The sequence below is a fragment of the Streptomyces sp. ME19-01-6 genome, assembly GCF_033793745.1.
In the GTDB taxonomy this organism is placed as follows: domain Bacteria; phylum Actinomycetota; class Actinomycetes; order Streptomycetales; family Streptomycetaceae; genus Streptomyces.
On the sequence record NZ_JARAXF010000016.1, the window covers coordinates 164,298 to 186,173 of the forward strand.

The 21,876-nt window shown below is 70.4% G+C and carries 25 protein-coding genes; 16 read left to right on the plus strand and 9 right to left on the minus strand.

Annotated features, from left to right (window positions below):
* Positions 1–4: 4 nt before the first annotated feature.
* From PV419_RS30505 to PV419_RS30545, 9 genes are all read left to right on the plus strand, one after another.
* On the plus strand, positions 5–754 hold the full coding sequence (locus PV419_RS30505) for a cupin (RefSeq protein ID WP_319694440.1): 750 nt from the start codon (positions 5–7) through the stop codon (positions 752–754).
* An 86-nt stretch (positions 755–840) separates the two neighbouring features.
* Positions 841–2,136, plus strand: coding sequence for an ABC transporter substrate-binding protein (locus PV419_RS30510; protein ID WP_319694442.1), 1,296 nt, complete (start codon positions 841–843; stop codon positions 2,134–2,136).
* Positions 2,133–3,098, plus strand: a complete 966-nt coding sequence (locus tag PV419_RS30515; protein WP_319694444.1) for a sugar ABC transporter permease — start codon at positions 2,133–2,135, stop codon at positions 3,096–3,098. Before PV419_RS30510 ends, PV419_RS30515 begins: the two co-directional genes overlap by 4 nt.
* A gap of 38 nt (positions 3,099–3,136) precedes the next feature.
* Positions 3,137–3,985, plus strand: coding sequence for a carbohydrate ABC transporter permease (locus PV419_RS30520; protein ID WP_319694544.1), 849 nt, complete (start codon positions 3,137–3,139; stop codon positions 3,983–3,985).
* 6 nt (positions 3,986–3,991) lie between these two features.
* Positions 3,992–4,588, plus strand: coding sequence for a hypothetical protein (locus PV419_RS30525; protein ID WP_319694446.1), 597 nt, complete (start codon positions 3,992–3,994; stop codon positions 4,586–4,588).
* Between the two features lie 198 nt (positions 4,589–4,786).
* Positions 4,787–6,598, plus strand: coding sequence for a hypothetical protein (locus PV419_RS30530; RefSeq protein ID WP_319694447.1), 1,812 nt, complete (start codon positions 4,787–4,789; stop codon positions 6,596–6,598).
* Between the two features lie 138 nt (positions 6,599–6,736).
* On the plus strand, positions 6,737–7,888 hold the full coding sequence (locus tag PV419_RS30535; RefSeq protein ID WP_319694448.1) for a Gfo/Idh/MocA family oxidoreductase: 1,152 nt from the start codon (positions 6,737–6,739) through the stop codon (positions 7,886–7,888).
* On the plus strand, positions 7,885–9,057 hold the full coding sequence (locus PV419_RS30540) for a dihydrodipicolinate synthase family protein (RefSeq protein WP_319694450.1): 1,173 nt from the start codon (positions 7,885–7,887) through the stop codon (positions 9,055–9,057). Before PV419_RS30535 ends, PV419_RS30540 begins: the two co-directional genes overlap by 4 nt.
* Complete coding sequence (locus PV419_RS30545; protein WP_319694452.1) at positions 9,054–9,887, plus strand: sugar phosphate isomerase/epimerase family protein; 834 nt, start codon at positions 9,054–9,056, stop codon at positions 9,885–9,887. The genes PV419_RS30540 and PV419_RS30545 overlap by 4 nt, the downstream gene beginning before the upstream one ends.
* A gap of 11 nt (positions 9,888–9,898) precedes the next feature.
* Here the strand turns inward: PV419_RS30545 and PV419_RS30550 are convergent, their stop codons facing one another.
* A complete protein-coding gene (locus PV419_RS30550) occupies positions 9,899–10,774 on the minus strand; it encodes a glycosyltransferase family 2 protein (protein WP_319694454.1) in 876 nt (291 codons plus the stop codon).
* A gap of 92 nt (positions 10,775–10,866) precedes the next feature.
* Between PV419_RS30550 and PV419_RS30555 the strand changes: the two genes are divergently transcribed.
* Positions 10,867–11,274, plus strand: a complete 408-nt coding sequence (locus PV419_RS30555) for a DUF6336 family protein (RefSeq protein WP_319694456.1) — start codon at positions 10,867–10,869, stop codon at positions 11,272–11,274.
* Between the two features lie 58 nt (positions 11,275–11,332).
* On the opposite strand, the gene PV419_RS30560 is transcribed toward PV419_RS30555, so the two are convergent.
* Positions 11,333–11,821: a MarR family winged helix-turn-helix transcriptional regulator gene (locus PV419_RS30560; protein WP_319694458.1), complete on the minus strand. Its 489-nt coding sequence runs from the start codon at positions 11,819–11,821 to the stop codon at positions 11,333–11,335.
* Positions 11,822–11,900: 79 nt separating this feature from the next.
* On the opposite strand from PV419_RS30560, the gene PV419_RS30565 reads away from it, so the two are divergent.
* Positions 11,901–13,124, plus strand: a complete 1,224-nt coding sequence (locus tag PV419_RS30565) for a multidrug effflux MFS transporter (protein ID WP_319694460.1) — start codon at positions 11,901–11,903, stop codon at positions 13,122–13,124.
* A gap of 28 nt (positions 13,125–13,152) precedes the next feature.
* Here PV419_RS30565 and PV419_RS30570 read toward each other — a convergent pair whose 3' ends face one another.
* Positions 13,153–13,605 carry an ATP-binding protein gene (locus PV419_RS30570; protein ID WP_319694461.1) on the minus strand — a complete coding sequence of 151 codons (453 nt, stop codon included), beginning with the start codon at positions 13,603–13,605 and terminating at the stop codon, positions 13,153–13,155.
* A gap of 182 nt (positions 13,606–13,787) precedes the next feature.
* On the opposite strand from PV419_RS30570, the gene PV419_RS30575 reads away from it, so the two are divergent.
* Together PV419_RS30575 and PV419_RS30580 are read left to right on the plus strand one after the other, a co-directional pair.
* Positions 13,788–14,639, plus strand: coding sequence for a helix-turn-helix transcriptional regulator (locus PV419_RS30575; protein ID WP_319694463.1), 852 nt, complete (start codon positions 13,788–13,790; stop codon positions 14,637–14,639).
* Between the two features lie 10 nt (positions 14,640–14,649).
* Positions 14,650–14,853 carry a DUF397 domain-containing protein gene (locus PV419_RS30580; protein WP_319694464.1) on the plus strand — a complete coding sequence of 68 codons (204 nt, stop codon included), beginning with the start codon at positions 14,650–14,652 and terminating at the stop codon, positions 14,851–14,853.
* On the opposite strand, the gene PV419_RS30585 is transcribed toward PV419_RS30580, so the two are convergent.
* The 3 genes from PV419_RS30585 to PV419_RS30595 are packed head-to-tail and all read right to left on the minus strand — an operon-like array spanning position 14,844 to position 16,622.
* Positions 14,844–15,677 (minus strand): helix-turn-helix transcriptional regulator, encoded by an 834-nt coding sequence (locus tag PV419_RS30585; protein ID WP_319694465.1) that lies wholly within the window; start codon positions 15,675–15,677, stop codon positions 14,844–14,846. The two genes, PV419_RS30580 and PV419_RS30585, sit on opposite strands and share 10 nt — an antisense overlap.
* 26 nt (positions 15,678–15,703) lie before the next feature.
* Complete coding sequence (locus PV419_RS30590) at positions 15,704–16,270, minus strand: DUF6879 family protein (protein ID WP_319694467.1); 567 nt, start codon at positions 16,268–16,270, stop codon at positions 15,704–15,706.
* Complete coding sequence (locus tag PV419_RS30595) at positions 16,260–16,622, minus strand: hypothetical protein (protein ID WP_319694469.1); 363 nt, start codon at positions 16,620–16,622, stop codon at positions 16,260–16,262. The genes PV419_RS30590 and PV419_RS30595 overlap by 11 nt, the downstream gene beginning before the upstream one ends.
* Positions 16,623–16,854: 232 nt before the next feature.
* Between PV419_RS30595 and PV419_RS30600 the strand changes: the two genes are divergently transcribed.
* Complete coding sequence (locus tag PV419_RS30600; protein ID WP_319694470.1) at positions 16,855–17,973, plus strand: protein-L-isoaspartate O-methyltransferase; 1,119 nt, start codon at positions 16,855–16,857, stop codon at positions 17,971–17,973.
* A 30-nt stretch (positions 17,974–18,003) separates the two neighbouring features.
* Here the strand turns inward: PV419_RS30600 and PV419_RS30605 are convergent, their stop codons facing one another.
* Together PV419_RS30605 and PV419_RS30610 are read right to left on the minus strand one after the other, a co-directional pair.
* On the minus strand, positions 18,004–18,882 hold the full coding sequence (locus tag PV419_RS30605) for a fructosamine kinase family protein (protein ID WP_415925408.1): 879 nt from the start codon (positions 18,880–18,882) through the stop codon (positions 18,004–18,006).
* A 5-nt stretch (positions 18,883–18,887) separates the two neighbouring features.
* Positions 18,888–19,994, minus strand: coding sequence for an alkene reductase (locus PV419_RS30610; protein WP_319694474.1), 1,107 nt, complete (start codon positions 19,992–19,994; stop codon positions 18,888–18,890).
* Between the two features lie 61 nt (positions 19,995–20,055).
* Between PV419_RS30610 and PV419_RS30615 the strand changes: the two genes are divergently transcribed.
* On the plus strand, positions 20,056–20,430 hold the full coding sequence (locus tag PV419_RS30615) for a MerR family transcriptional regulator (RefSeq protein ID WP_319694475.1): 375 nt from the start codon (positions 20,056–20,058) through the stop codon (positions 20,428–20,430).
* Between the two features lie 15 nt (positions 20,431–20,445).
* On the opposite strand, the gene PV419_RS30620 is transcribed toward PV419_RS30615, so the two are convergent.
* Positions 20,446–21,108: an SDR family NAD(P)-dependent oxidoreductase gene (locus PV419_RS30620; RefSeq protein ID WP_319694477.1), complete on the minus strand. Its 663-nt coding sequence runs from the start codon at positions 21,106–21,108 to the stop codon at positions 20,446–20,448.
* Positions 21,109–21,206: 98 nt separating this feature from the next.
* Between PV419_RS30620 and PV419_RS30625 the strand changes: the two genes are divergently transcribed.
* Positions 21,207–21,857, plus strand: a complete 651-nt coding sequence (locus PV419_RS30625; protein WP_319694478.1) for a class I SAM-dependent methyltransferase — start codon at positions 21,207–21,209, stop codon at positions 21,855–21,857.
* Positions 21,858–21,876: the final 19 nt, after the last annotated feature.

Consider the following 21,876-nt stretch of genomic DNA (forward strand, 5'->3'; position numbering starts at 1 on the left):
GGAGATGACCGGGATCACCGATCCGCTGCCGGGCGGGGTGGGGCTGTCCCACATCAGCGCGTACGAGTGGGAGGCCGCCGACGGGGTGTGCGGCGGCAGCCCGCACCTCCACCTGGCCTGCACCGAGGCGTACGTGGTCACGGGCGGGAGCGGCGCCGTCCAGACCCTGACCGTCGAGGACGGCTATACCGAGACGCCGCTGGAGCCTGGCGCGGTGGTGTGGTTCTCGCCCGGCACGGTGCACCGCATGGTGCAGGGCGGCGGGCTGAGGGTGACCGTGCTGATGCAGAACAGCGGGCTGCCCGAGGCGGGCGACGCCGTGTTCACCTTCCCCTCCGAGGTCCTGGCCGACCCCGAGGCGTACGCCGCGGCCGCCGCCCTGCCCGCCAAGGAGGGGCCCGAGGCCGACGCCGCGGCCCGGCGCCGCCGCGACCTGGCGGTCACCGGCTATCTGGAGCTGCGCGAGGCCCTGGAGAAGGGCGACGACGGCCCGCTGCGCGCCTTCCACCAAGCCGCGGTGCGGCTGGTCGGACCCAAGGTCGCGGCCTGGGAGCCCCGTTGGCGCGACGGCGCGCTCGCCGCCGCGCAGCGCACCGGCGACCATCTGGCCGCCCTCGCGGCGGGCGACCCGGCCCATCTGGCCCGCGCCCGCGTCCGCGCGTCCGGGCCCACCCGGCAGGGCGGCTACGGCATGTGCGGCCGCCGCGACGAGTACGAACTCCCCGGCGTCACGCTGCCCTACTACGGCGAGTGACCTGACCCCTTCCCCACCACGGCGAACCCGCACATAATCGCCGGCCACCACATGTCGGAAAGATCAGAAGGGAGGCTGGCCACAGCATGCTTCGAATCAGGACAAAGGTGTCCTGCGCTCTGGCCCTCGCCTTCACCCTCGGCGCGACCCTCACCGGGTGCGGCGGAGGTGAGGGAGGCGGCTCGGGCGGCAAGGTCACGCTGCGCTTCACCTGGTGGGGAAACCCGGACCGGGCGGCCCGCACGGAAGAGGCCGTCAAGCTCTTCGAGAAGAAGAACCCCAACATCGACGTCCTCACCTCGTTCGCGGGCTTCGACGCGTACAAGCAGAAGCTCGCCACGCAGGCGGCGGGCGGCGACGCGCCCGATGTGATGCAGCTCGACTACCGGATGATCAACCAGTACGCGGACGGCGGTGTCCTGCTCGATCTGGGGACACACAACGAGCTGCGCACCTCCGAGATGGACAAGGGGCTGCTGGCCACCGGCGTCGTGAACGACAAGCAGTACGCGATCCCGGTGGCGCGCGGCTCGGAGACCTTGGTGTACGACTCGGTCCTGTGGCGCAAGGCCGGGGTGCCCGAGCCCAAGGTCGGCTGGACCTGGGACGACTGGGCCAACGCCATGATCGAGCTGTCGAAGTCCAAGGCCGTCAAGTCCGCCGGGCGGGCGGGCAGCACCGACCCGGGCCAGAGCGAGGACGTCTTCGAGATCTGGCTGCGCGGCCAGGGCAAGGCCCTCTATACCGACGACTACAAGCTCGGCTTCACGCCGGACGATCTGACGCGCTACTGGGAGTGGTGCACCAAGCTCCGCAAGCAGGGCGCGGTCAGCTCCGCCGAGCAGACCACCCAGATCGACGGCTCGGTGGAGAACACCCCGCTGGGCCGGCTGAAGGCCGTCTCGGACTTCAACTGGGACGCCCCCGCCAGCGGCTATCTGGCGATCGTCGGGGAGGGTGTGAAGCTCGCGCCGATGCCGTCGGGCGAGGACGGCACGCCCGGCCAGTACTTCAAGCCGTCGATGTTCTTCGGGGCGTCCGCGAAGACCGGCCACCCCAAGGAGGCCGCCCGGTTCATCGACTTCCTGCTGAACGACCCCGAGGCGGGTGCCATCCTCGGCAACTCCCGCGGCGTCCCGGCCAACGACTCCATCCGCAAGGTCGTGGCGCCCAAGCTGGAGGGGTTCGACCTGGTGGTCTCCGCCTACCAGAAGCAGTTCGAGGGCAAGCTCAAGGATCCGCCGCCCGCGCCGCCCAAGGGCGACGCGTCGCTGCAGACCACCTTCAGCCGCGACTACGACCAGGTGTCGTTCGAGCAGATGTCGCCGCGTGAGGCGGCCGAGGACTTTGTCACCGAGGCGAAGGCGGAGCTGAGGCAATGACCGCGACCGCAACCCGCCCCCAGCCGGCCCCGGCGAGCGCCGGCCGGTCCGGCAAGCGCCCCCCGAAGCGCGAGCGCCAGGGCGCCGCCTGGGTGTTCCTTTCCCCATGGGTGCTCGGCGCCAGTGTGCTGACGCTGCTGCCCATGGCGGTCTCGCTGTATCTGTCGTTCACCAACTACGACATGTTCAACGACCCCAGCTGGGTCGGCTTCCGCAACTACGTCCAGATGTTCACCGAGGACCCCCGCTACTGGCGGTCGGTCACCTCGACCCTCACCTATGTCGTGATCGCGGTACCGCTGCAGCTCGCGCTGGCCCTCGCGGTCGCGCTGGCGCTGAAGTCGGTCAAGCGCGGCAAGGGCTTCTACCGCTCCGCCTTCTACGCCCCCTCGCTGCTCGGCGCGTCCATGTCCATCGCCCTGGTCTGGCGGGCGATCTTCAACGACGGCGGCACCGTGGACAACATGCTGTCCTGGTTCGGCCTGGACATCGGCGGCTGGATCAACAAGCCGGGCTGGGCCCTGCTGGCCGTCGCGCTGCTGACGGTGTGGCAGTTCGGCGCCCCCATGGTGATCTTCCTGGCCGGGCTGCAGCAGATACCGGGCGAGCTGTACGAGGCGGCGGCCATGGACGGGGCCGGATGGTGGCGGCGATTCCGCTCCATCACCCTGCCCATGCTGTCCCCGGTGCTCTTCTTCAACCTGGTGCTGCAGACCATCCAGGCGTTCCAGGTCTTCACCCCGGCCTTCGCGGTCAGCGGCGGCAAGGGCGGGCCGGCGGACTCCACGCTCTTCTACACGCTCTACCTCTACGACCGCGGCTTCACCGCCTCCCACATGGGCTATGCCTCGGCCATGGCCTGGGTGCTGCTGGTGGCCATCGGCATCGTCACCGCGGTGCTGTTCCGCACCTCCCGCTCCTGGGTCTTCTACGCCAACGACGACAACGAGGGGGCCCGATGACCACCGTGGACACCACCCACGCGGTGGCGACGGACGGTATGGCGGCCCGCCGCCGCCCGCGCCCCGCCCGGATCGCCCTGCACGCCGTGCTGATCGCCGTGCTGCTGGTGATGCTCTACCCGCTGGCCTGGCTGGTCGCGACCTCCTTCAAGCCGGCGAACGAAGTGATCGCCAGCCTCAAGCTGCTCCCCAGCCATCTGGAGTGGAGCAACTACTCCACCGCGCTGGACGGCGTGAACGAGGTCAGCGTCGGCCAACTGCTGTGGAACTCGCTGCTCATCGCGGGCGGCGCGGTGCTCGGCAACGTCATCAGTTGCTCGCTCGCCGCGTACGCCTTCGCGCGGCTGCGGTTCAAGATGCGCGGCCCGCTGTTCGCCTTCATGATCGCGACGATCATGCTGCCGCACCACGCGGTGCTGATCCCGCAGTACATCGTCTTCAACCAGCTCGGCATGGTGAACACGTACTGGCCGATGATCCTGCCGAAGTTCCTGGCCACCGACGCCTTCTTCGTCTTCCTCATCGTGCAGTTCATGCGCTCGCTGCCGCGCGAGCTGGACGAGGCGGCGCGGATCGACGGCTGCGGGCCGTTCCGCTCGTTCTTCAGTGTCATCCTGCCGCTGACCAGGCCCGCCCTGATCACCACCGCGATCTTCACCTTCATCTGGACCTGGAACGACTTCTTCACCCAGCTCATCTACCTCTTCGAGCCGGAGAAGTTCACCCTCACCCTGGCCCTGCGGTCCTTCGTGGACGCCTCCAGCCAGTCGGCCTTCGGCCCGATGTTCGCCATGTCGGTCTTCGCGCTGCTGCCGATCGTGCTGTTCTTCCTCGCCTTCCAGCGGTTCCTGGTGGACGGCATGGCCAACTCCGGACTGAAGGGCTGAGCCGCCATGCCCCTCGCCACCACCCGGGAGCCGGGTGAACTGGTCGGCCCCCGCTTCGCCCTCTTCTCCGACGTGCTGCTGCTGGGCCTCGCGACCACCGTCGCCGCTCTGCCGGTGCTCACCGCGCCCGCCGCGATGTCCACCGCCTGCGCCGTGCTCGAACGGCGGGTCCGCCACGACGAGACGGTCACCGTCGCGGGCTACTTCCGAGCCCTGCGCGCCCGGCTGCGCACCGGCGATCTGCTGGCCGGCGGGGCCGCCGTGGCGGGCGGCGCGCTGCTGCTGTTCAACGCGCTGCTGACCGGGGCCGGTCTGCCGGGCGCGGCGGTCTTCCGCCCCGCCCTGCTGGCCGCGGGCGCCCTGCTGGCCGTGGTGCTGCTGCGCGCCTGCGCCCGCCCGGAGTCGGCCACCAGCTGGCGGGAGGCGGCGCGCACGGCGGCGTACGAGACGGTGCGCGCACCGCGCGGCAGCGCCGTACTCCTGCTGGCCGTGGCCACCGCCGCCGTCTGCGCCTGGGCCTATCCGCCGCTCGCCCTCCTCGTCCCCGGCCCCCTCGCGCTTAGCGGGGTCGCGGCCGGCAGGGGCGGCGTCGCGGGCCGCTAGCTCTCGCCTGGCTGCACCGCGCTCGTCGCACGCAGCGCCGCTGCGCTCTCCTCACGCGGCGCACCCAGACTCGGCTCCCGACCCGCTCCTTCTCCCGCCCCTGCCACCCGCGACCCCGCTAACCGCCCGGGCCGTCGAACACTCCGCGGCCACCCCGGCCACTCCTGAGCATTCCCGAACTACCACGGAGCACCCCAGATGACCCTGCACCGCCGTCACCTCCTCGCCGGGACCGCCGCCGTCGGCGGACTGCTCGCCGCCGCGCCCGAGTCCGCCGCGGCACCGGCCGGGGCCACGGACCTGCCCAAGGAACTCGACAAGGACTTTCTGGCCGTCCTCACCAAGGCGGCCGACGGCCGGGTGGCCGAGGTCCTGGACGGGCGCGCCGCCGCCATCGCCGAGCTGACCGACCAGGGCAAGGCCCGCTGGGCCGCCCGCAGTCTGCGCCTGCTGGCATCGGTGCACGTCTGGGACGACGCCGCCCACCACCACGACGCCGCGCTGGTCGCGCCGATGACCGAGCTGGCGGACGCGCTGGCCGCCGCGCAGTTCGACGACGGGCTCTACGACCAGGGGGCGGTGCACTCCCCGCCGGACACCGCCTTCTCGATCGTCGACCTGAGCCTGACGTACGGGCTGTTGGACGAGGACGGCCACGCGTCCACGCAGGGCATCCGGGCCACCCTCAAGAAGATCCTGCTGAAGGCGGGCAAGGGCCTGTCCGAGGGCGGCCTGCACACCCCCAACCACCGGTGGAAGATCTGCGCCGCGCTGGCCCGCGTCAACTCCTTCTGGCCGAACGAGGGTTACACCCGGCGCATCGACGCCTGGCTCGCCGAGGGCATCGACCAGTACCCGGCCGGCCAGTACAGCGAGCGCAGCGCCACCTACGCGCCGATCGTCACCAACCCCTCGCTGCTGACGCTCGCGCGGCTGACCGACCGGCCCGCGTTCTACGACAACGTGCGCCGCAACCTGGAGGCGACGCTCCACCTCATCGAGCCGAACGGCGAGGTGGAGACGGTGCATTCGCGCCGCCAGGACCAGAAGACGACGAAGCACGTGTCCGAGTACTGGCTCCAGTACCGGGCTCTGGCGCTCCGGGACAAGGACGGGCGGTTCGCGGCCGTCGCCGAGACCATCCAGCGGCGCGGGAAGGACCAGACCTTCGACGAGACCCCGCTCGGCGACTTCCTCGCCGAGGTGCTGGACCACCCGGAGCTGGCCGCGCCGCTGCCGAAGGCCACCGAGGCTCCGAAGGAGTTCACCTTCCACGACAAGGACAACGGGCTCGTCCGGATCGGTCACGGCACCGCCCGCACCACGATCTTCGGCGGGACGGACTTCCCCGACGTCCACGCCATCTCCTCCGGACTGTCCACCAACCCGACCTTCCTCAAGTGGCGCAAGGGCGGGGCGATCCTGGACTCGCTGCGGCTGTCCCCGCAGTTCTTCTCCCTCGGCCACTTCCGGGCCGAGGACCTGGAACGCACGGCTGGCGGCTGGCGGCTGACGGCGGAGGTCCGGGCCGCGTTCCACCTGCCGCTGCCGCCGCAGCACCGGCGCGCCGACGGGCTGTACCCGCTGACCGACGACGGCCGGTTCTGGTCCGCGATGGACTTCCCGCACCGGCCCAAGCAGTGGCGCACCCTGCGCACGGAGGTGCGGCTGAAGGAGTCCGGCGGCGGCTGGGACCTGGACTTCTCGGTCGGCCCCTCCGAGGTCCCGCTCGCCCTGGAGCTGTGCTTCCGCCCGGGCGGCACGCTCAGCGGTGTCGAGCCGGTCTCCGGCCAGGCGGACACGTACCAGCTGGTGAAGGGGTACGGGACGTACACCGTGGGCGATGACGTGATCACGTTCGGGCCGGGCAACGGCAGCGGACCGCGTCAGCCGGCCACCGTGGACGCGGGAGAGCGCTACAGCTGGATGGCCGGCAACCTCAATGTCTCCGGCATCCGCGTGCTGATCACCGGGCGCGCGCCCTTCAGGTACCGCCTGACCCTGCGCTGAAGCGCCGACCGCCCCGTGTCCGCTCTTCGGCCCCGCTCTCTGTGTGGACATGGACGGGCCGGGGCGGTTAGCGTATAGAAAGCGCTTGCTATGACTCTGGCGACGTCTGATGAGGATCTCGGTGAGGAGAAGAAAACCGTGACACGCAAGACAGTGCGGATCGCTATGAACGGTGTGACGGGCCGCATGGGCTACCGCCAGCACCTCGTCCGCTCCCTCCTCGCCATCCGCGAACAAGGCGGCCTCGACCTCGGCGACGGCACCGTGTTGTGGCCCGAGCCGGTCCTCGTCGGCCGCCGGGACCACGCCCTCAGGGCCCTGGCCGAGCGTCACGGCCTGGACCACTGGTCCACCGACGTCGACGCCGTCCTCGCCGACGACACGATCGACATCTACTTCGACGCCCAGGTCACCGCCGCCCGCGAGAAGGCCATCAAGAAGGCCATCGCGGCCGGCAAGCACATCTACACCGAGAAGCCCACCGCCACCGGCCTGGCCGGCGCCCTGGAGCTGGCCAGGCTCGCCGACGCGGCGGGCGTCAAGCACGGCGTGGTCCAGGACAAGATCTTCCTCCCCGGTCTGCTCAAGCTGAAGAGGCTCATCGACGGCGGCTTCTTCGGCAAGATCCTGTCGGTGCGCGGCGAGTTCGGCTACTGGGTCTTCGAGGGCGACTGGCAGAGCGCCCAGCGGCCCTCCTGGAACTACCGCGCCGAGGACGGCGGCGGCATCGTCGTCGACATGTTCCCGCACTGGGAGTACGTGCTGCACGAGCTCTTCGGCGCCGTACGGACCGTCCAGGCGCACGTCACCACCCACGTTCCCACCCGCTGGGACGAGCAGGGCAAGCCGTACGACGCCACCGCCGACGACGCGGCCTACGGCATCTTCCAGCTCGAAGGCGGCGCCGTCGCGCAGATCAACTCCTCCTGGGCGGTCCGGGTCAACCGCGACGAGCTGGTCGAGTTCCAGGTCGACGGCACCGAGGGATCGGCCGTCGCCGGCCTGCGCCGCTGCCGCGTCCAGCACCGCTCCGCCACCCCCAAGCCGGTCTGGAACCCCGACATCCCGCTCACCGAGTCCTTCCGCGACCAGTGGCAGGAGGTCCCGGACAATGCGGAGTTCGACAACGGCTTCAAGGCCCAGTGGGAGCTGTTCCTGCGCCATGTCGCCCTCGACGAGCCCTGGCACTGGGACCTGCTGGCCGGCGCGCGCGGTGTGCAACTCGCCGAGCTGGGCCTGCAGTCGTCGGCGGAGGGCCGCCGCCTGGACGTGCCGGAGCTGAGCCTGTGACCATCCACCTCCCCGCCGCGGACGGCACCACCCGCCCGTACCGGCCCCGCACCGAGCCCGTGGCCTTCGCCCCCGGCGGCGCGCCGCTCGCCTCCCGTACGGTCTTCTCCGCCGCCCACGTCGTCGCCGACCCGTACGCCGACATCACCCCCGACAGCCCCGCCGCCGTCGACTGGGACGCCACCCTCGCCTTCCGCCGCCACCTGTGGTCCCACGGTCTCGGCGTCGCCGAGGCCATGGACACCGCCCAGCGCGGCATGGGCCTCGACTGGTCCGGCGCCGCCGAGCTGATCCGCCGCTCGGCGGCCGAGGCCAAGGCGGTCGGCGGCCGCATCGCCTGCGGCGTCGGCACCGACCAGCTGCCCGTCACCGAGGTCGGCTACCCGTACAGCCTCGACGAGGTCAGGGCCGCGTACGAGGAGCAGCTGGAGGTCGTCGAGACGGCCGGTGCCCAGGCCATCCTCATGGCCTCCCGGGCCCTGACCGCCGTGGCCAAGAGCCCCGACGACTACCTGGAGGTCTACGGCCACCTGCTGCGCCAGGCCGCCGAGCCGGTCGTCCTGCACTGGCTGGGCCCCATGTTCGACCCGGCCCTCGAGGGCTACTGGGGCGCCACCGACCTGGACGCCGCCACCCGCACCTTCCTCGACGTCATCGCCGCCCACCCCGACAAGGTCGACGGCATCAAGGTCTCTCTGTTGGATGCCCAGCGCGAGATCGAGCTGCGCCGCCTCCTTCCGGACGGTGTGCGCTGCTACACGGGCGACGACTTCAACTACCCCGAGCTGATCGCGGGCGACGACCGCGGCTTCAGCCACGCCCTGCTCGGCATCTTCGACCCGCTGGGCCCGCTGGCCGCCGAGGCGGTGCGCCGGCTGGACACCGGCGATGCGGCGGCCTTCCGCGGACTGCTCGACCCCACGGTCGAGCTCTCCCGCCACCTCTTCCAGGCCCCGACCCGCTTCTACAAGACGGGCGTCGTCTTCCTGGCCTGGCTGGCCGGCCACCAGTCGCACTTCACGATGGTCGGCGGCCAGCAGTCGTCCCGTTCGCTGCCGCACCTGGCGCGGGCGTACGAACTGGCCGACGGTCTTGGCCTGTTCCCGGACCCGGCCCTCGCGGAGTCCCGGATGAAGAACCTGCTGGCGGTGTACGGAGTGAACCAATGACCGCTGACCTGACCCGGCTGAGCCTCAACCAGGAAACGATCAAGCAGTGGTCGCTGCCCGAGCTGGCCGAGGGCTGCGTCAAGGCGGGCGTCCCGGGCGTCGGCCTGTGGCGCGCGCCGGTGCAGGAGTACGGCGTGGAGGCGGCCGCCCGGCTGATCCGCGACGCGGGCCTGGCCGTCACCTCCCTGTGCCGGGGCGGCTTCTTCACCGCCGTCGACCCGGACGAGCGGGCCGCCGCCCTCGCCGACAACCGCGCCGCCATCGACGAGGCCGCCACCCTCGGCACCGACACCCTCATCCTGGTCTCCGGTGGCCTCCCGCCCGGCAGCCGCGACCTGTTCGCCGCCCGCGAGCGCATCGCCGACGCCCTCGCCGAGCTCGCCCCGTACGCCGCCGAGCGCGGCGTCCGCCTGGCCATCGAGCCCCTGCACCCCATGTACGCCTCCGACCGCTGCGTCGTCTCCACCCTCGCCCAGGCCCTCGACCTGGCCGAGCGCTTCCCGGCGGAGCAGGTGGGCGTCGTCGTCGACACGTACCACCTGTGGTGGGACGACACGGTGGCCGCCCAGATCGAGCGGGCCGGCGCCGGGGGCCGCATCGCGTCCTTCCAGCTCGCCGACTGGATCACCCCGCTGCCGGAGGGCGTCCTCCTGGGCCGCGGCCAGCTCGGCGACGGCTCGGTCGACTTCCGCTGGTTCCGCGAGCGGGTCGACGCGACGGGCTTCGACGGGCCCATCGAGGTGGAGATCTTCAACCCGGCCCTGTGGGCGCGGGACGGGGCGGAGGTGCTGGCGGAGGTGGCCGAGCGCTACCGGACGCTGGTGCTCTAACGGCCGCTTGATCAGATGACCGGCGGCCGGCCCAGCCGGGTCATCCGCCACATTGTGGCCCACCGCATCGGCCGACGCGGTGGGCACGGGGTGCGCAAGCCCTCGACGAAGCCGCCGAACCACGCCCGCAAACCGGCCACCGACCTGGTGCGAGCCATGGTCAGCGCGGTCCAGACCCCCAGGTAGACGGGGACGAGGAGGGCGGGAAGGTGTCGTTTGGCCAGCCAGACCCGGTTACGGGCGACCATACGGTAGAAGACCGCGTGCCGGGTCGGCGACGTCCACGGATGCTGGAGCACCAAGTCCGGCTCGTAGAGCACCTTCCAACCCGCGTCCAGGGCCCGCCAGGCCAGGTCGGTCTCCTCGTGGGCGTAGAAGAACGGCTCGGGCCAGCCGCCGATCTCCTCCAGCATCCGCATGGACAGGCCGTGGCCGCCGCCGAGGAACGTCGTCACCAACCCGCCACGCATCGGATCCGAGCTACGCAGACGGGGGACGTGGCGGCGCTGGGTGCGGCCCTGCTCGTCGGCGATACGGAAGCTGACGATGCCCAACCGCGGGTCGGACTCGTACAGCTCCACCAGCCGGGTGAAGACGTCCGTGCTGATCAACAGCCCGTCGTCGTCCAGGTCCACCACCACATCGACATCCCCGAACTCCTTCAGCCGGGCCAGGGCGGCGTTCCGGCCACCGGAGATACCCAGGTTCTCCGGCAGTTCGACACCGGTCACCCCGTCGGGGAGAGGCGGCAGCGGCGAGCCGTTGCCGACGACCACCACCCGCGCGGCAGGCGTCTCCTGCTCGGCGACCGAAGCGAGCAGGTCGGCCAGTTCGGCGGGCCGAGTGCCCATGGTCAAGATGGCGACGCCAACGCGCGGGTGACGCACGGATGAACTCCGTTCCAAGGATCCGGTGCCGGTGATGCTATCCGCCCCGCATACCGCGGGGCTGAGCGAGTGGTGCCGGATATCGTGCGGGCATGGACTCCGGGGAGAGCGGCATCATCCAGCCACGGCTGCGGCTGCGTGACGTCTTGCTGCGTGGGGCGCTGTACGGGCTGGCCGCCATTCCCATCCTCGTGATGGCCATGTGGTGCGTGGCCGATCACCACGACCGGATGGAGTTCCTGGCGGTCGTCGGCGGTCTCTCGCTCATCTTCGGCGGGGGCTTCCTCCTGTTCGGGTTCTTCTTCTGGTCGGTCTGCGGGGGCGATATCCGGCGGTGGCGCGACTGGCGTTCGGTGACCGGGCAGACGGAAGGTGTCACGATCATGGCGCCCGCCCTGGTGCGCTCTGGCGTGCTGGGGCTCGTGGCGGCGCCCGTCGCGCTGTGGCTGTACGGAGCGGTCGACGAGGCAGCGTACGGCAGCTGGTTGTACGGGAGTTGAGGGCGGGTCAGGCCGCCAGGGTCGTGCGGGCCGCCTCCTCTGCCCGCCGGGCGGGCGTTTACGTGTCGGCCTTCCGGTGGCCCCGCAACCTGGAGCCGAGGGCGCGCAGGGCGGGCGTGGCGGCGGCGAGTGCGGTCCGGTGGTCGGGGGAGAGGGCGGCGAGGGCGTCGGCGAAGAGCTCCGCCCAGGCGGCTTCGATCCGCGTCATTCCGTGTTCGGCGTCCAGGGTCGGATACAGCCGCACGGCCCGGCGGTCGTGTGGATCGGGCTCGCGGCGGATCAGCCCCTGGGCGACCAGGCCCCGCACGGTCGTGCTGACGTTGCTTGCGTGCAGGCCCAACTCACGGGCGAGGGTGCCGGTTCCCGTGCCGGGTGAATCCAGCACGTAGCGCAGGACCTCCAGGTCCGACGGGGGCAGGGGGAACAGCCCCGCCTCGGCCACGCCGCGCAGCCGCAGGACGCGGGCGAGGGTGTGAAGCGCCGGCGTCAGCTCGCGGGCTTCGCGCAGCAGATTCTCGTCGCCGGGTACGGCATCCCGTTTGGTCACCCACCCATTCTAGCTTTATCTATAGTTATATAACTATAGTCATGCCCGATCGCCTGTCCCTATCCCCTCAGGAGTGGCGTTGACCTCGCATGCCTCCACACACGCCGACCGGACGGTACGGAAGCCACCGCGCCCGGCCATGCCGGGCAGTCTCACCGCGACCCTCGCCCTGCTGTCGTTCGTGGTCCCGCTCTCCACGGACATGTATCTGCCGGGCTTTCCCGCGATGGCCCGGGAGCTGTCCACCGATGCCTCCGGCGCCCAACTCACCCTCACCGCTTTTCTCTTCGGGCTCGCGGCCGGTCAGCTGGTGCTGGGACCCGTCTCCGACCGGTACGGACGCCGAAAGCCGATCCTCATCGGAACCGGCGTCTGCACGGTGGTCACCGCGCTGTGCGCCATCGCCCCCTCGCTCGGGCTGCTCGCCGGGCTGCGCTTCGTCATGGGATTCAGCGGTGCGGCAGGCGTCGTCGTGGGCCGGGCCGTGGTCTCGGACCTCGCCTCGGGTACGGCCGCTGCGAGGATCTTCGGCATGCTGATGACCCTGGGTGGCATCGCCCCCATCGTGGCGCCGCTGGCGGGCGGCGCGGTGGTCGCGGGACCGGGCGGCTGGCGCGCGGTGTTCTGGGTGCTGACCGGCGCGTCCGCGCTGACGTTCCTGGCCGCGCTGTTCCTCGTACCGGAGAGCCTGCCCGCCGAACGCCGCCACACCGGCGGCCTGCGAGGCACGCTGCGAGCCGCCGTCTCGGTGCTGACCGACCGCTTCTACCTCGGCCACACCCTCGCCTTCTGCTTGGCCGGCGCCGCCCTGTTCTGCTACATCGCCGCTTCCCCCTTCCTCTTGCAGAACGTCCTCGGCCTCACCGTGGGCCAGGCGTCCGCCACCTTCTCCGCCGGCGCCCTCACCGCAACCTTGTCGAGCGCGGCCGCCACCCGCCTCGTGGGCCGCTACCACCCCCGCCTCCTGCTGCGCCTCGGCCTGGCCCTGCTGCTGACCACCAGCGCCCTGGCCCTGCTCGTCACCGTCACCGGACAGCTCGACCGTCCATGGGCCCTGACCCTCGTCGCCATCGGCTTCCTCGGCCTCGGCCAGGTCTTCGCCACCGCCCCCGCACTCGCCCTCGAACGCGTACCGCAGGCGGCCGGCACCGGCTCGGCGGTGCTCGGCACCCTCCAAAGCGCCCTCGGCGCGGCCGTCGCACCCCTGATGGGCATCGCCGGCGACCACACCGTCGTCCCGCTCTTCCTCGGCATGACCCTGTGCGCGCTGCTCGCCACGCTCGCGCTGCGGCTGACCCGGTAGGCCCGTGCGTCGTTCGGCGCGGTGGGCCTCACGCCCGGACCTCTGGCTCGCGGAGCTCGAACCAGACCCGCTTTCCCGTCTGGTTGCCGTCCGCGCCCATCCACGCCACGCCCCAGGCGTGGGAGAGGTGGTCCACGAGCTGTAGGCCGCGTCCAGTCTCATCTTTGATGCTTGCTTGACGGACCTCGGGACGCCCGCAGGGATCGTCGTCCCGCACGCCGACGATCACCCGGTCGTCCCGGATCGTCACGTCCACGGACATGTCCGGCACCTTGGTGTGGCGCAGCACGTTGGTCACCACGTCCGATGCGCACACCTGCGCGGCATCGACCAGGTCGGGGTGTCCCGTGACCAGCAGCAGTGATGCGAGGAGGTCGCGGACCACCTTCGGGCTGGTGGGGCAGTTCGGGGCGATGAGGTGGTAGCTCTGGGCTGGGTGGGCGTCAATGCGTGGAGTTCGGTCCAACGCGACTGTGCTCATTGCGTCTCCCGGCGCGTGCGGAGGGTTGAGTGTTCATGTGCGACGCGACCGTAGGGCGCAGCTTTGATGCGCCACAAGCTTGATGCGGAAGCTTCACACCTGTGGGTGACACGAAGTAGATCCGCGCGACGGTAGCGCGCCACACTGCTTCGCACGCAGGCCGATTGATGAGAGGTAGCGCGATGCCAGCCAGGAGCAACCCCACGGTCCGTCAGGCGCGGCTGGGAGCCGAACTGCGAAAGCTTCGCGAGGCGGCCGGGCTGCCCGCCCGTGCGGCGGCGGAGATGATCGGGGGCAACCAGGCCAAGATCAGTCATGTGGAGTCAGGGCGTTGGGGCGTCAGTGCCGAGCGAGTGCGGCGCCTCGCGGCGTTTTACTCCGCCGCTGACGATAGGCTGGTGGACGCGTTGTGCGCGATGGCCGAGGAGCGTGGCAAGGGCTGGTGGGAGGAGTACCGAGGGGTTCTGCCGCCGTCATTCCTCGATCTCGCGGAGCTTGAGCACCATGCCACGTACTTCCACTCCATCCAGGCACTCACGATTCCCGGCATCTTCCAGACCGAGGACTACGCGCGCTCCCTCTTCGAGTCGGTCATCCCCCCGCTCCCCGAGAGCGAGATCGAGGCTCGGGTGGAGCACCGGATCAGGCGGCGTCTGATCTTCGAACGCGCATCGCCGCCGACGTTCGACGGCATCATCCACGAGGCGGCCTTGCGCATGTGCAGTGGCGGCCGGAAGGTGGTGAAGGCCCAGTTGGAATACCTGCTGGAGGTGTCCGAGTGGCCTACCGTGACATTGCGCGTGATCCCGTTCGCCTCAGAGAAGTTCATCGGGTCGGCGCAGAATCTCCTGTATGCGGGTGGGGTCATCCCCAGCCTGGACACCGCGACGGTCGATACCGCCTACGGCAGTGCGTTTCTGGACGCCGAGGCCCAACTCGCCAAGTATCGCGCGATCTACGATGTCCTCGCAGGTGTCTCACTGGGCATCCGTGCATCGCGGGGGACTATTCGCGGCATCGCGCAAGAAATGTGAGAGTTCTGGCATGTCCGTCATACCCATATGGAAGAAGTCCTCGTTCTCGGAAGGGGAGGGGGCCAATTGCGTTGAGCTCGCTCGGCACGGCGGCCACATACTCATACGTGAGAGTGACGCTCCTCATGTGATCCTCACAGCCGCCCCTGCCCGGCTCGCACCGTTCCTTGCGGCCGTCAAGGCCGGGTGGTTCGACGGCCTCGGTCAAGACTGATACTCGCGGCCTATGGCGGCGAGACGGGCCCGCGCCGTTTCGCCGCATTCGGCGGCCTCCGACATCGTGGAGAACAACCTGAGGTATGTGGCGATGTCGCGGGGCTCGGTCACACTGATCGTCGCGTGCTCCAGGCTGATGGTGGCCAGGCGGTCGTCGAAGATCTGGTAGCCGTGTAGAGGAAGATCCTTGGGGCGTGAGGCGAACGGGATCAGGCCGATCTCCACATTGGCCAGCGTGGCGATGGAGGCGAGGTGGCCGATCTGTGCGGCCATGACCTCCTCCGGGCAGAACCCCCAGCGCAGCACTGCTTCCGTGAGGACGAACGTAAATCGTTTCTCCGTGTTGTACAGGGCTTGCTGGCGCTGCTGTCGGGCCGCGACGGCCGAGGTCAGTTCTGTCCCCGACAGATCAAGGGCGAAGACGCGCCGCGCGTACTCGGCCGTTTGCAGCAGACCTGGCATGGCGATGGGCGAGAAGTACTTCAAGCTGACCGCCTCGGCTTCGACTTGGGCGATCTGCGTCTGCTGTCGGGCCGCGCCCCGGCGGAGGATCGTCCGGTTGCTCTCGACGGTCGTGTGCAGCCGCGCCGTGAGGTCCAGTAGGTCGTCCTGCTGGGCCGCGTCCGCCCGGTAGAGCGTCAGCAGAGTCCGTACGTCCTCGACCGAAGGCAACAGCCGGCCGTTCTCCAGCTTGGAGATCTTGGGCTGTGACATGCCGACGCTGCCGGCCGCTTGTGATCCCGTCATGGCTGCCGCCTTGCGCAGGTGGCGCAAGGCGGCAGCCAGCCGCTGGCGGTCAGTGGCGTAACGCTCGGGGTTCATGCGAAGCGGCGCTTTCGGGTCGTGGATCAGGACATGGCCGTGTCCTGCCAATTCTGCCGCCAGTATTGGGGGTGGGCGTTCCAGTAGTCGGGGAACGGGACCGAGGCCGCCAGGGCGGAGTCTCTGTAGCGCACATGCGCGGCAACTTCGTCTGGAGCGTCGATCCGCTGAGCCCCGGTGAACTTCCCGTGGTCGTCGTAGTGCATGCGCAGCACCACGCGCTCGTCCATCATCCAGTAGTCGTAGTGGGGCAGGTCCGGCGCGTTGGGGGTCTCCGCTCGATCGAGAACGAAAGTGCGCTGCCCTCGGCGCTCGGTGGGCGTGTACGACCACTCGAACTCCCACCGTTCATAGTCGGTCAGTGGGCCGTTCGCGATACGGACCTTGCGGTAGGCGATGCCCTCCCCGGTCCGGCGCTCGATCTCCTCGTACCACCCTTTCGGCTCGGCGTTCGGGTCGTAGGGCTCTCCGGCCATGTAGGCGCGGAAACGTGGCTGCTCCACTGCTGTGCGGTATGAGCTGAGTGCTTCGAGGCGGAACCACTCGAAGCGCGCTTCGTCGAAGTACGCGTTCATCTCATCGCTACTCAACATGCGCGAACACCTCGGACAGGAGATGGATGGGGACTTCGATGGCCGACTCTTCGACGGGGAGTGCCAGTTGTTCCAGGGCTTCTGGGTCGGTGACGGCCGGACCGTGAATCACCACGGTGCCCCGATCTGTTGGTCGGAGAAGGTTGCTCGCCCCGTTGGTCGCCAGGGCCTCGGCCACCAGTTCGGCGGGGATCTCCACGGCCGTTTCGTCGGACGCGGGAGAGATCCCACTCGATGTTCGTGGGGAGGCCACGGTCCAGCCCTGGATCACTGCCGTGTGGTGATCGGTCCTGTACAGCGTCGGACATGTCTTCTCGTCGTTGCAGTTGCCGCGTACGCGGATGAGCTTCACTCAGGCCCCCTTGACTATTCAGTCTCCTTCTGAATTATTCTTATTCATGGCGAATAAATCAACCACCTTGCTGGCAGGCAGGGCTGATCAATAGTCAGGCTGAGGAGCCGCTGTGGGAAAGCACAACAAGCCGGATCCCGATCCTGGGCAGGGCACGCCGCCGCCAGGGAACACGGATGGACAAGTGCCCAAACCGCCACCGCCGGCAGGCACGCACAGGAAGTAGTCTCCATTGCCCCCGTTCGAAGAGCGGCAGATGCGGTTGGCCGAGGCCATGGAGGCCGGTGGCGACTGGCCCGACCGCTCCCCGTGGATCCGGGACGCCGTCGCCGCCCTGCCCCGGCATCTGTTCGCCCCGGACCGGCTCTGGCGCTGGGACGGCTTCCGCTACGAGCCGGTGGACCGCGCCGAGGATCCGGAGCGGTGGGCCGCCGAGGTGTACGCGGGGCCGAGCGACCCGGCCGTCACTCAGGTCATTGGCGGCCGGGCGTCGTCCAGTCTCTCCTGCCAGGCCGTCGTGGCGGACATGCTGGACACTCTGATGCTGCAAGAGGGGCATCGCGTGCTGGAGCTGGGCACCGGCGCGGGATGGAATGCCTCGCTGTTGGAGTGGCGGGCCGGGCCGGGGCGGGTGGTGAGTGTCGAGGTGGATCCGGGGCTCGCGGCAGGGGCACGGGGGTCCCTGGCGGTGGTGGGGGCGGATGTGGACGTGCAGGTCGGCGACGGCAGCCTCGGATGGCAGGCCGGCGCGCCGTACGACCGGGTGATCTCGACTTACGCCGTGGACCGGGTGCCCTGGGAGTGGGTGGCCCAGACGCGTGGGGGCGGGCGGATCGTCACCCCGTGGGGGCGGCTGGGGCATGTGGCTCTCACCGTGGCCGAGGGCGGTGGCTCGGCGACGGGCTGGGTGCAGGGGCTGGCGATGTTCATGCCCAGTCGGGGGAGTGAGGCGCGACTGGGGTGGAGCGAGGTACGGGGTGATGGGCCGCCGGAGGACGAGCGGCCGGTCGCACGGGAGCTGCTGTCGCTCCGGGTTGACGCGCACCTGTTGTTCGTCGTGCGTGTCGTCCTGCCCGACGTGGTAGTCATCATGAACGCAGGCGACGGCACGGCGGTCTGGGTCCACGACGGTGTCTCGTCGTGGGCCATGTTGTCCGAGTCCGACAATGAAGGCGCTGCCATCGCGCATCAGGGCGGGCCGCGCCGTCTCGTCGAGGAACTGGAGCGGGCCCGGGACTGGTGGGTGAGCGAGGGCAGTCCGGAACTGTATGACTTCGGCATGACCGTGGAGCCGGACCAGCAGTATGTGTGGTGCCGGGATCCGGTCGCGGGATCTCGGTGGCCCGTCTAGGGGCTGGACGTAAGGGAGTTGGTGGGCGCGTCAGGTCGCCAGAGCCGCCCGGGCCGCCGCGAGCGCCTGCTCGGCGTAGCCGCGGCCGAAGAGCACCGCGTGGACCAGCAGCGGGAAGAGCTGGTGCAGGCCGATGCGGTCGGTCCAGCCGTCGGCGAGCGGCGCCGCCTCCTGGTAGCCGTCCAGCACCCGGTCCAGATGCGGGCAGCCGAACAGGTGGAGCATCGCCAGGTCGGTCTCGCGGTGGCCGCCGTGGGCGGCCGGGTCGATCAGCCAGGCCTGGCCGTCGGCGCCCCACAGCACATTGCCGTTCCACAGGTCGCCGTGCAGCCGGGCGGGCGGCTCGGCGGGGCCCGCCAGCTCGGGCAGCCGCTCGCAGACGCGCTCGACCAGGGCCGCCTCGGTGGGGCGGATCGTGCCGTCGTCCACCGCGCGGCGCAGATACGGCAGTACCCGGTGCTCGGCGTACCAGCGGGGCCAGTCGGCGCCGGGGACGTTGCGCATCGGGGCGAGCCCGATGTACGCGTCCTCGGGCCCGCCGGGCGGCGGGGCGCCGAACGCGGGCGCGCCGACGGCGTGCAGGGCGGCCAGGTCGCGGCCGAACCGGGCCGCGGCGCGGGCGCTGGACGGGCCGGTCGGGACCTGTTCGGTCACCAGCCACCGCGGGTCGTGGGCGTGCACCACCGGGATACGGACCGCACCGGCCTCGGCCAGCCAGCGCAGCCCCGCCGCCTCGGCCCGCGCGGCGCCGGGGTCCGAGCCGCGCTTGACCATCACCACCTGCCCGCCGTCGAGCACGACTTCGGCGAGCGTCCCCGACAGCGGACGCCGACCGGTCACCGGGCGCCCGGTGAGGCGGGCCGCTACGGCCCCCGGGTCTTCGTCGTCTGGGGCCGCCGTCGTACGCACGGCCATCAGCGTACGGCGTCGAGGGTCGGGTAGTCGGTGTAGCCGGTCGGGCCGCCCACGTACATCAGGTACTTGTCGCGGACCGGGTTCACGGGCGCCCCGGTGCGCAGCCGTTCGACGAGATCGGGGTTGGCGAGGAAGGGCCGGCCGAGAGAGATGAGGTCGGCTCCCGCGGCCAGGAGCCGTTCGGCCGCCTGCCGTCCGCCGTCGGCGGGGATCCGGCCCCTGCCCAGGACCGGGTTGGCGATCAGCGTGCCGGGCCAGTCCGCCCGGATGCGCTGGAAGAGGGGCTGATCGGGGTCGGCGAGGACGACGTGGAGGTAGGCCAGGTTCTTGTCGGCCAGGCGCGCCAGGAGCGCCGGATACAGGATGCCGGCGTCGGTGTCGGCGATGCCGTTGACGGGGTTGCCGGGCGAGACGCGCAGGCCGACCCGCTCGGGGCCGATCGCCTCGGCGATGGCGTCGACGACCTCGACGACGAACCGGATGCGGTTCTCCACGGTGCCGCCGTAGGCGTCGTCGCGCCGGTTGGTGTTGGGGGCGAGGAACTGGTGGAGGAGATAGCCGTTGGCGGCGTGCACCTCGACACCGGCGAACCCCGCGTCGAGCGCGCGGCGGGCCGCGGCGGCGAAGTCGTCGACAGTAGTCCGGATGTCCTCGCGCGTCATCTCGCGGGGAGTGACCGCGTCCTGGCGGCCGGTGGGGGTGTGGATCGTCTCCGGGAGCGGGATCGGGGAGGGAGCGACGGGGGTCAGTCCGCTGTTGTCGGGGTGTCCGACCCGGCCGCCGTGCTGGATCTGCAGAAACATCGGGCCGCCGCCCGCGGCGTCCACGGCCTTGGTGACCTGCCGCCAGCCGGACACATGGGCGTGGGTGTGGATGGCGGTGATGTTGGGATAGGTCTGGCCGACCGCGTTGGGGGTGGCCGCTTCGGCGATGATCAGCCCCGCGGAGGCGCGCTGGGCGTAGTAGTCGGCCATGAGCGGTGTCGGGCTGCCGTCGGCGTCGGCGCGGTTGCGTGTCATCGGTGCCATGACCAGGCGGTTCGCCAGGTCCAAGGGGCCGAGTCGGGTGGCGGTGAAGAGGCGGGATGTGGTTGCCGTGTTCGTCATGCGGGTACCGTAGAACTTGCCATTGATGTCAGATTCAAGCTCGTACGGTGTGAGGTGCGTCATGCGGATCGGTGAGCTGGCCCGGCGTACGGGAGTGAGCGAGCGGTCCCTGCGCTACTACGAGCAGCGGGGGCTGCTGACGGCGCAGCGCACCCCCGGCGGCCACCGCGACTACACGGACACCGCCGTCGACCGGGTGCTGCGCATCCAGGAGCTGTACGCCGCGGGGCTGTCCAGCTCCAAGATCGGGCAGTTGCTGCCGTGTATGAGGGACGCCGACGGCGGCCCGTCCGAGACCGCCGACGCCCGCCTGGTCACGGACCTCACGGCGGAGCGGGACCGCATCGACCGCATGATCGAGGACCTGCGGCGCTCGCGCGCCATCCTGGACGAGGTGATCGACACGGCCTCGGGGTCCGGGGCGGCGAAGGGCTGAATGCCGGCATCCGCGTCAGGGCGCGGTGCGCCCGGTGTGAAGGACCTCCGGCTCCCACGCGTGCTGTGGTTGGGTGTGCAGCCGCCAGTAGTGCTCGGCGATGAGATCCGGGTCGAAATCCGTGCCGGGGGCGACTGGGCCGTCCACGGTCACGGTGGCCACGTGCACGCCGGAGGCGCCGTACTGTTCGCCGAGAAGCGTCACCAACGACCGCACACCGGCCTTGCCGAGGGAGAGGCTGACGTACTCCGGCTTCGGTTCGGGCATCCCGCCGGTGATGAGGAACGAACCGCTGCCGCGCTCCGCCATCGCCGGTACGACATGCGCGGCGGCGGTGATCGCCCCGACCACGTTGACGGCCCAGGCCTCCAGGTGCGCGGATACGGACAGCTCGCCGAGCGAGTCCGACTGGATGATCGCCGCGTTGTACACCACGACGTCGGGCAGGCCGAATTCCTCGATCGCGGCATCCAGAGCGGCGCGCAGGGCGTGTTCGTCGCTGCTGTCAGCGACCAGGGAGGTGACCGGCACTCCGGTGGGGGAGAGGGTCTCCGCTGCCGCCGTCAGTGTTTTCTCGGACCGTGCCACAAGGGCGATCGGCAGGCCCTCGCGCGCGAAGCGGCGGGCAACCGACTGGCCGATCCCCGGCCCCGCTCCAATGATCACTGCTCCCGGCATCTTTGCTCCTTCGTCGTCGGAAATCCCGGCGGAGGAAGGCTAAAGCCTCACATCAGTGTGAAGGTCAACCGGGGAAGGAGGCTCTAAGGTCCTCGCTTGTGACCGACGACCTTTCCTCCCACCTCAGTACCACAGCGGATGCCTACGACGCCGTGGCCGTCCTCTACACCGAACTCGTCCGCAATGAGCTTGACCACGTTCCGCTGGACCGCGCGCTGCTCGCCGCGTTCGCCGAGGTGGCGCGGGCCACCGCGGCCGCCGGACCCGTCGCGGAGCTGGGGTGCGGCCCTGGGCGTATCACCGCGCACCTGCGGGACCTGGGGCTGGATGTGTTCGGCGTCGACCTGTCGCCCGTGATGATCGATATCGCCCGCGAGACATACCCGGACCTGCGGTTCGAGGTCGGCTCCATGGACGCCCTGGACCTGGCCGACGGCGAGCTGAACGGCATCGTGTCCTGGTACTCGACCATTCACACCCCGCCGCAGAACGTGCCCTCGTTCTTCGCGGAGTTCCGGCGGGTGCTCGCGCCTGAAGGCCACCTCCTGCTCTCGTTCTTCGAGTCGGAGGGTGACCCGGTTACGGAGTTCGACCACAAAGTGACGACGGCCTACCGGTGGCCGATCGACGAGCTCGCGGGGCTGGCCGGCGAGGCCGGGTTCGTCGAGGTCGGCCGGATGATGCGTGAGCCGCGCGAGGGGGAGCGGCCGTTGCGCCACGGGCGTCTGCTGATGCGCAAGGGCATATGACTCCGCGGTTGATACGGGA

What these genes read in the sequence shown, in the direction of transcription:
- PV419_RS30505 (WP_319694440.1), top strand. Translation starts at nt 5, where the DNA reads ATGACCGGGATCACCGATCCGCTGCCGGGCGGGGTGGGGCTGTCCCAC.
- PV419_RS30510 (WP_319694442.1), top strand. Translation starts at nt 841, where the DNA reads ATGCTTCGAATCAGGACAAAGGTGTCCTGCGCTCTGGCCCTCGCCTTC.
- PV419_RS30515 (WP_319694444.1), top strand. Translation starts at nt 2,133, where the DNA reads ATGACCGCGACCGCAACCCGCCCCCAGCCGGCCCCGGCGAGCGCCGGC.
- PV419_RS30520 (WP_319694544.1), top strand. Translation starts at nt 3,137, where the DNA reads ATGGCGGCCCGCCGCCGCCCGCGCCCCGCCCGGATCGCCCTGCACGCC.
- PV419_RS30525 (WP_319694446.1), top strand. Translation starts at nt 3,992, where the DNA reads ATGCCCCTCGCCACCACCCGGGAGCCGGGTGAACTGGTCGGCCCCCGC.
- PV419_RS30530 (WP_319694447.1), top strand. Translation starts at nt 4,787, where the DNA reads ATGACCCTGCACCGCCGTCACCTCCTCGCCGGGACCGCCGCCGTCGGC.
- PV419_RS30545 (WP_319694452.1), top strand. Translation starts at nt 9,054, where the DNA reads ATGACCGCTGACCTGACCCGGCTGAGCCTCAACCAGGAAACGATCAAG.
- PV419_RS30555 (WP_319694456.1), top strand. Translation starts at nt 10,867, where the DNA reads ATGGACTCCGGGGAGAGCGGCATCATCCAGCCACGGCTGCGGCTGCGT.
- PV419_RS30570 (WP_319694461.1), bottom strand. Translation starts at nt 13,605, where the DNA reads ATGAGCACAGTCGCGTTGGACCGAACTCCACGCATTGACGCCCACCCA.
- PV419_RS30575 (WP_319694463.1), top strand. Translation starts at nt 13,788, where the DNA reads ATGCCAGCCAGGAGCAACCCCACGGTCCGTCAGGCGCGGCTGGGAGCC.
- PV419_RS30580 (WP_319694464.1), top strand. Translation starts at nt 14,650, where the DNA reads ATGTCCGTCATACCCATATGGAAGAAGTCCTCGTTCTCGGAAGGGGAG.
- PV419_RS30585 (WP_319694465.1), bottom strand. Translation starts at nt 15,677, where the DNA reads ATGAACCCCGAGCGTTACGCCACTGACCGCCAGCGGCTGGCTGCCGCC.
- PV419_RS30590 (WP_319694467.1), bottom strand. Translation starts at nt 16,270, where the DNA reads ATGTTGAGTAGCGATGAGATGAACGCGTACTTCGACGAAGCGCGCTTC.
- PV419_RS30610 (WP_319694474.1), bottom strand. Translation starts at nt 19,994, where the DNA reads ATGACGAACACGGCAACCACATCCCGCCTCTTCACCGCCACCCGACTC.
- PV419_RS30615 (WP_319694475.1), top strand. Translation starts at nt 20,056, where the DNA reads ATGCGGATCGGTGAGCTGGCCCGGCGTACGGGAGTGAGCGAGCGGTCC.
- PV419_RS30620 (WP_319694477.1), bottom strand. Translation starts at nt 21,108, where the DNA reads ATGCCGGGAGCAGTGATCATTGGAGCGGGGCCGGGGATCGGCCAGTCG.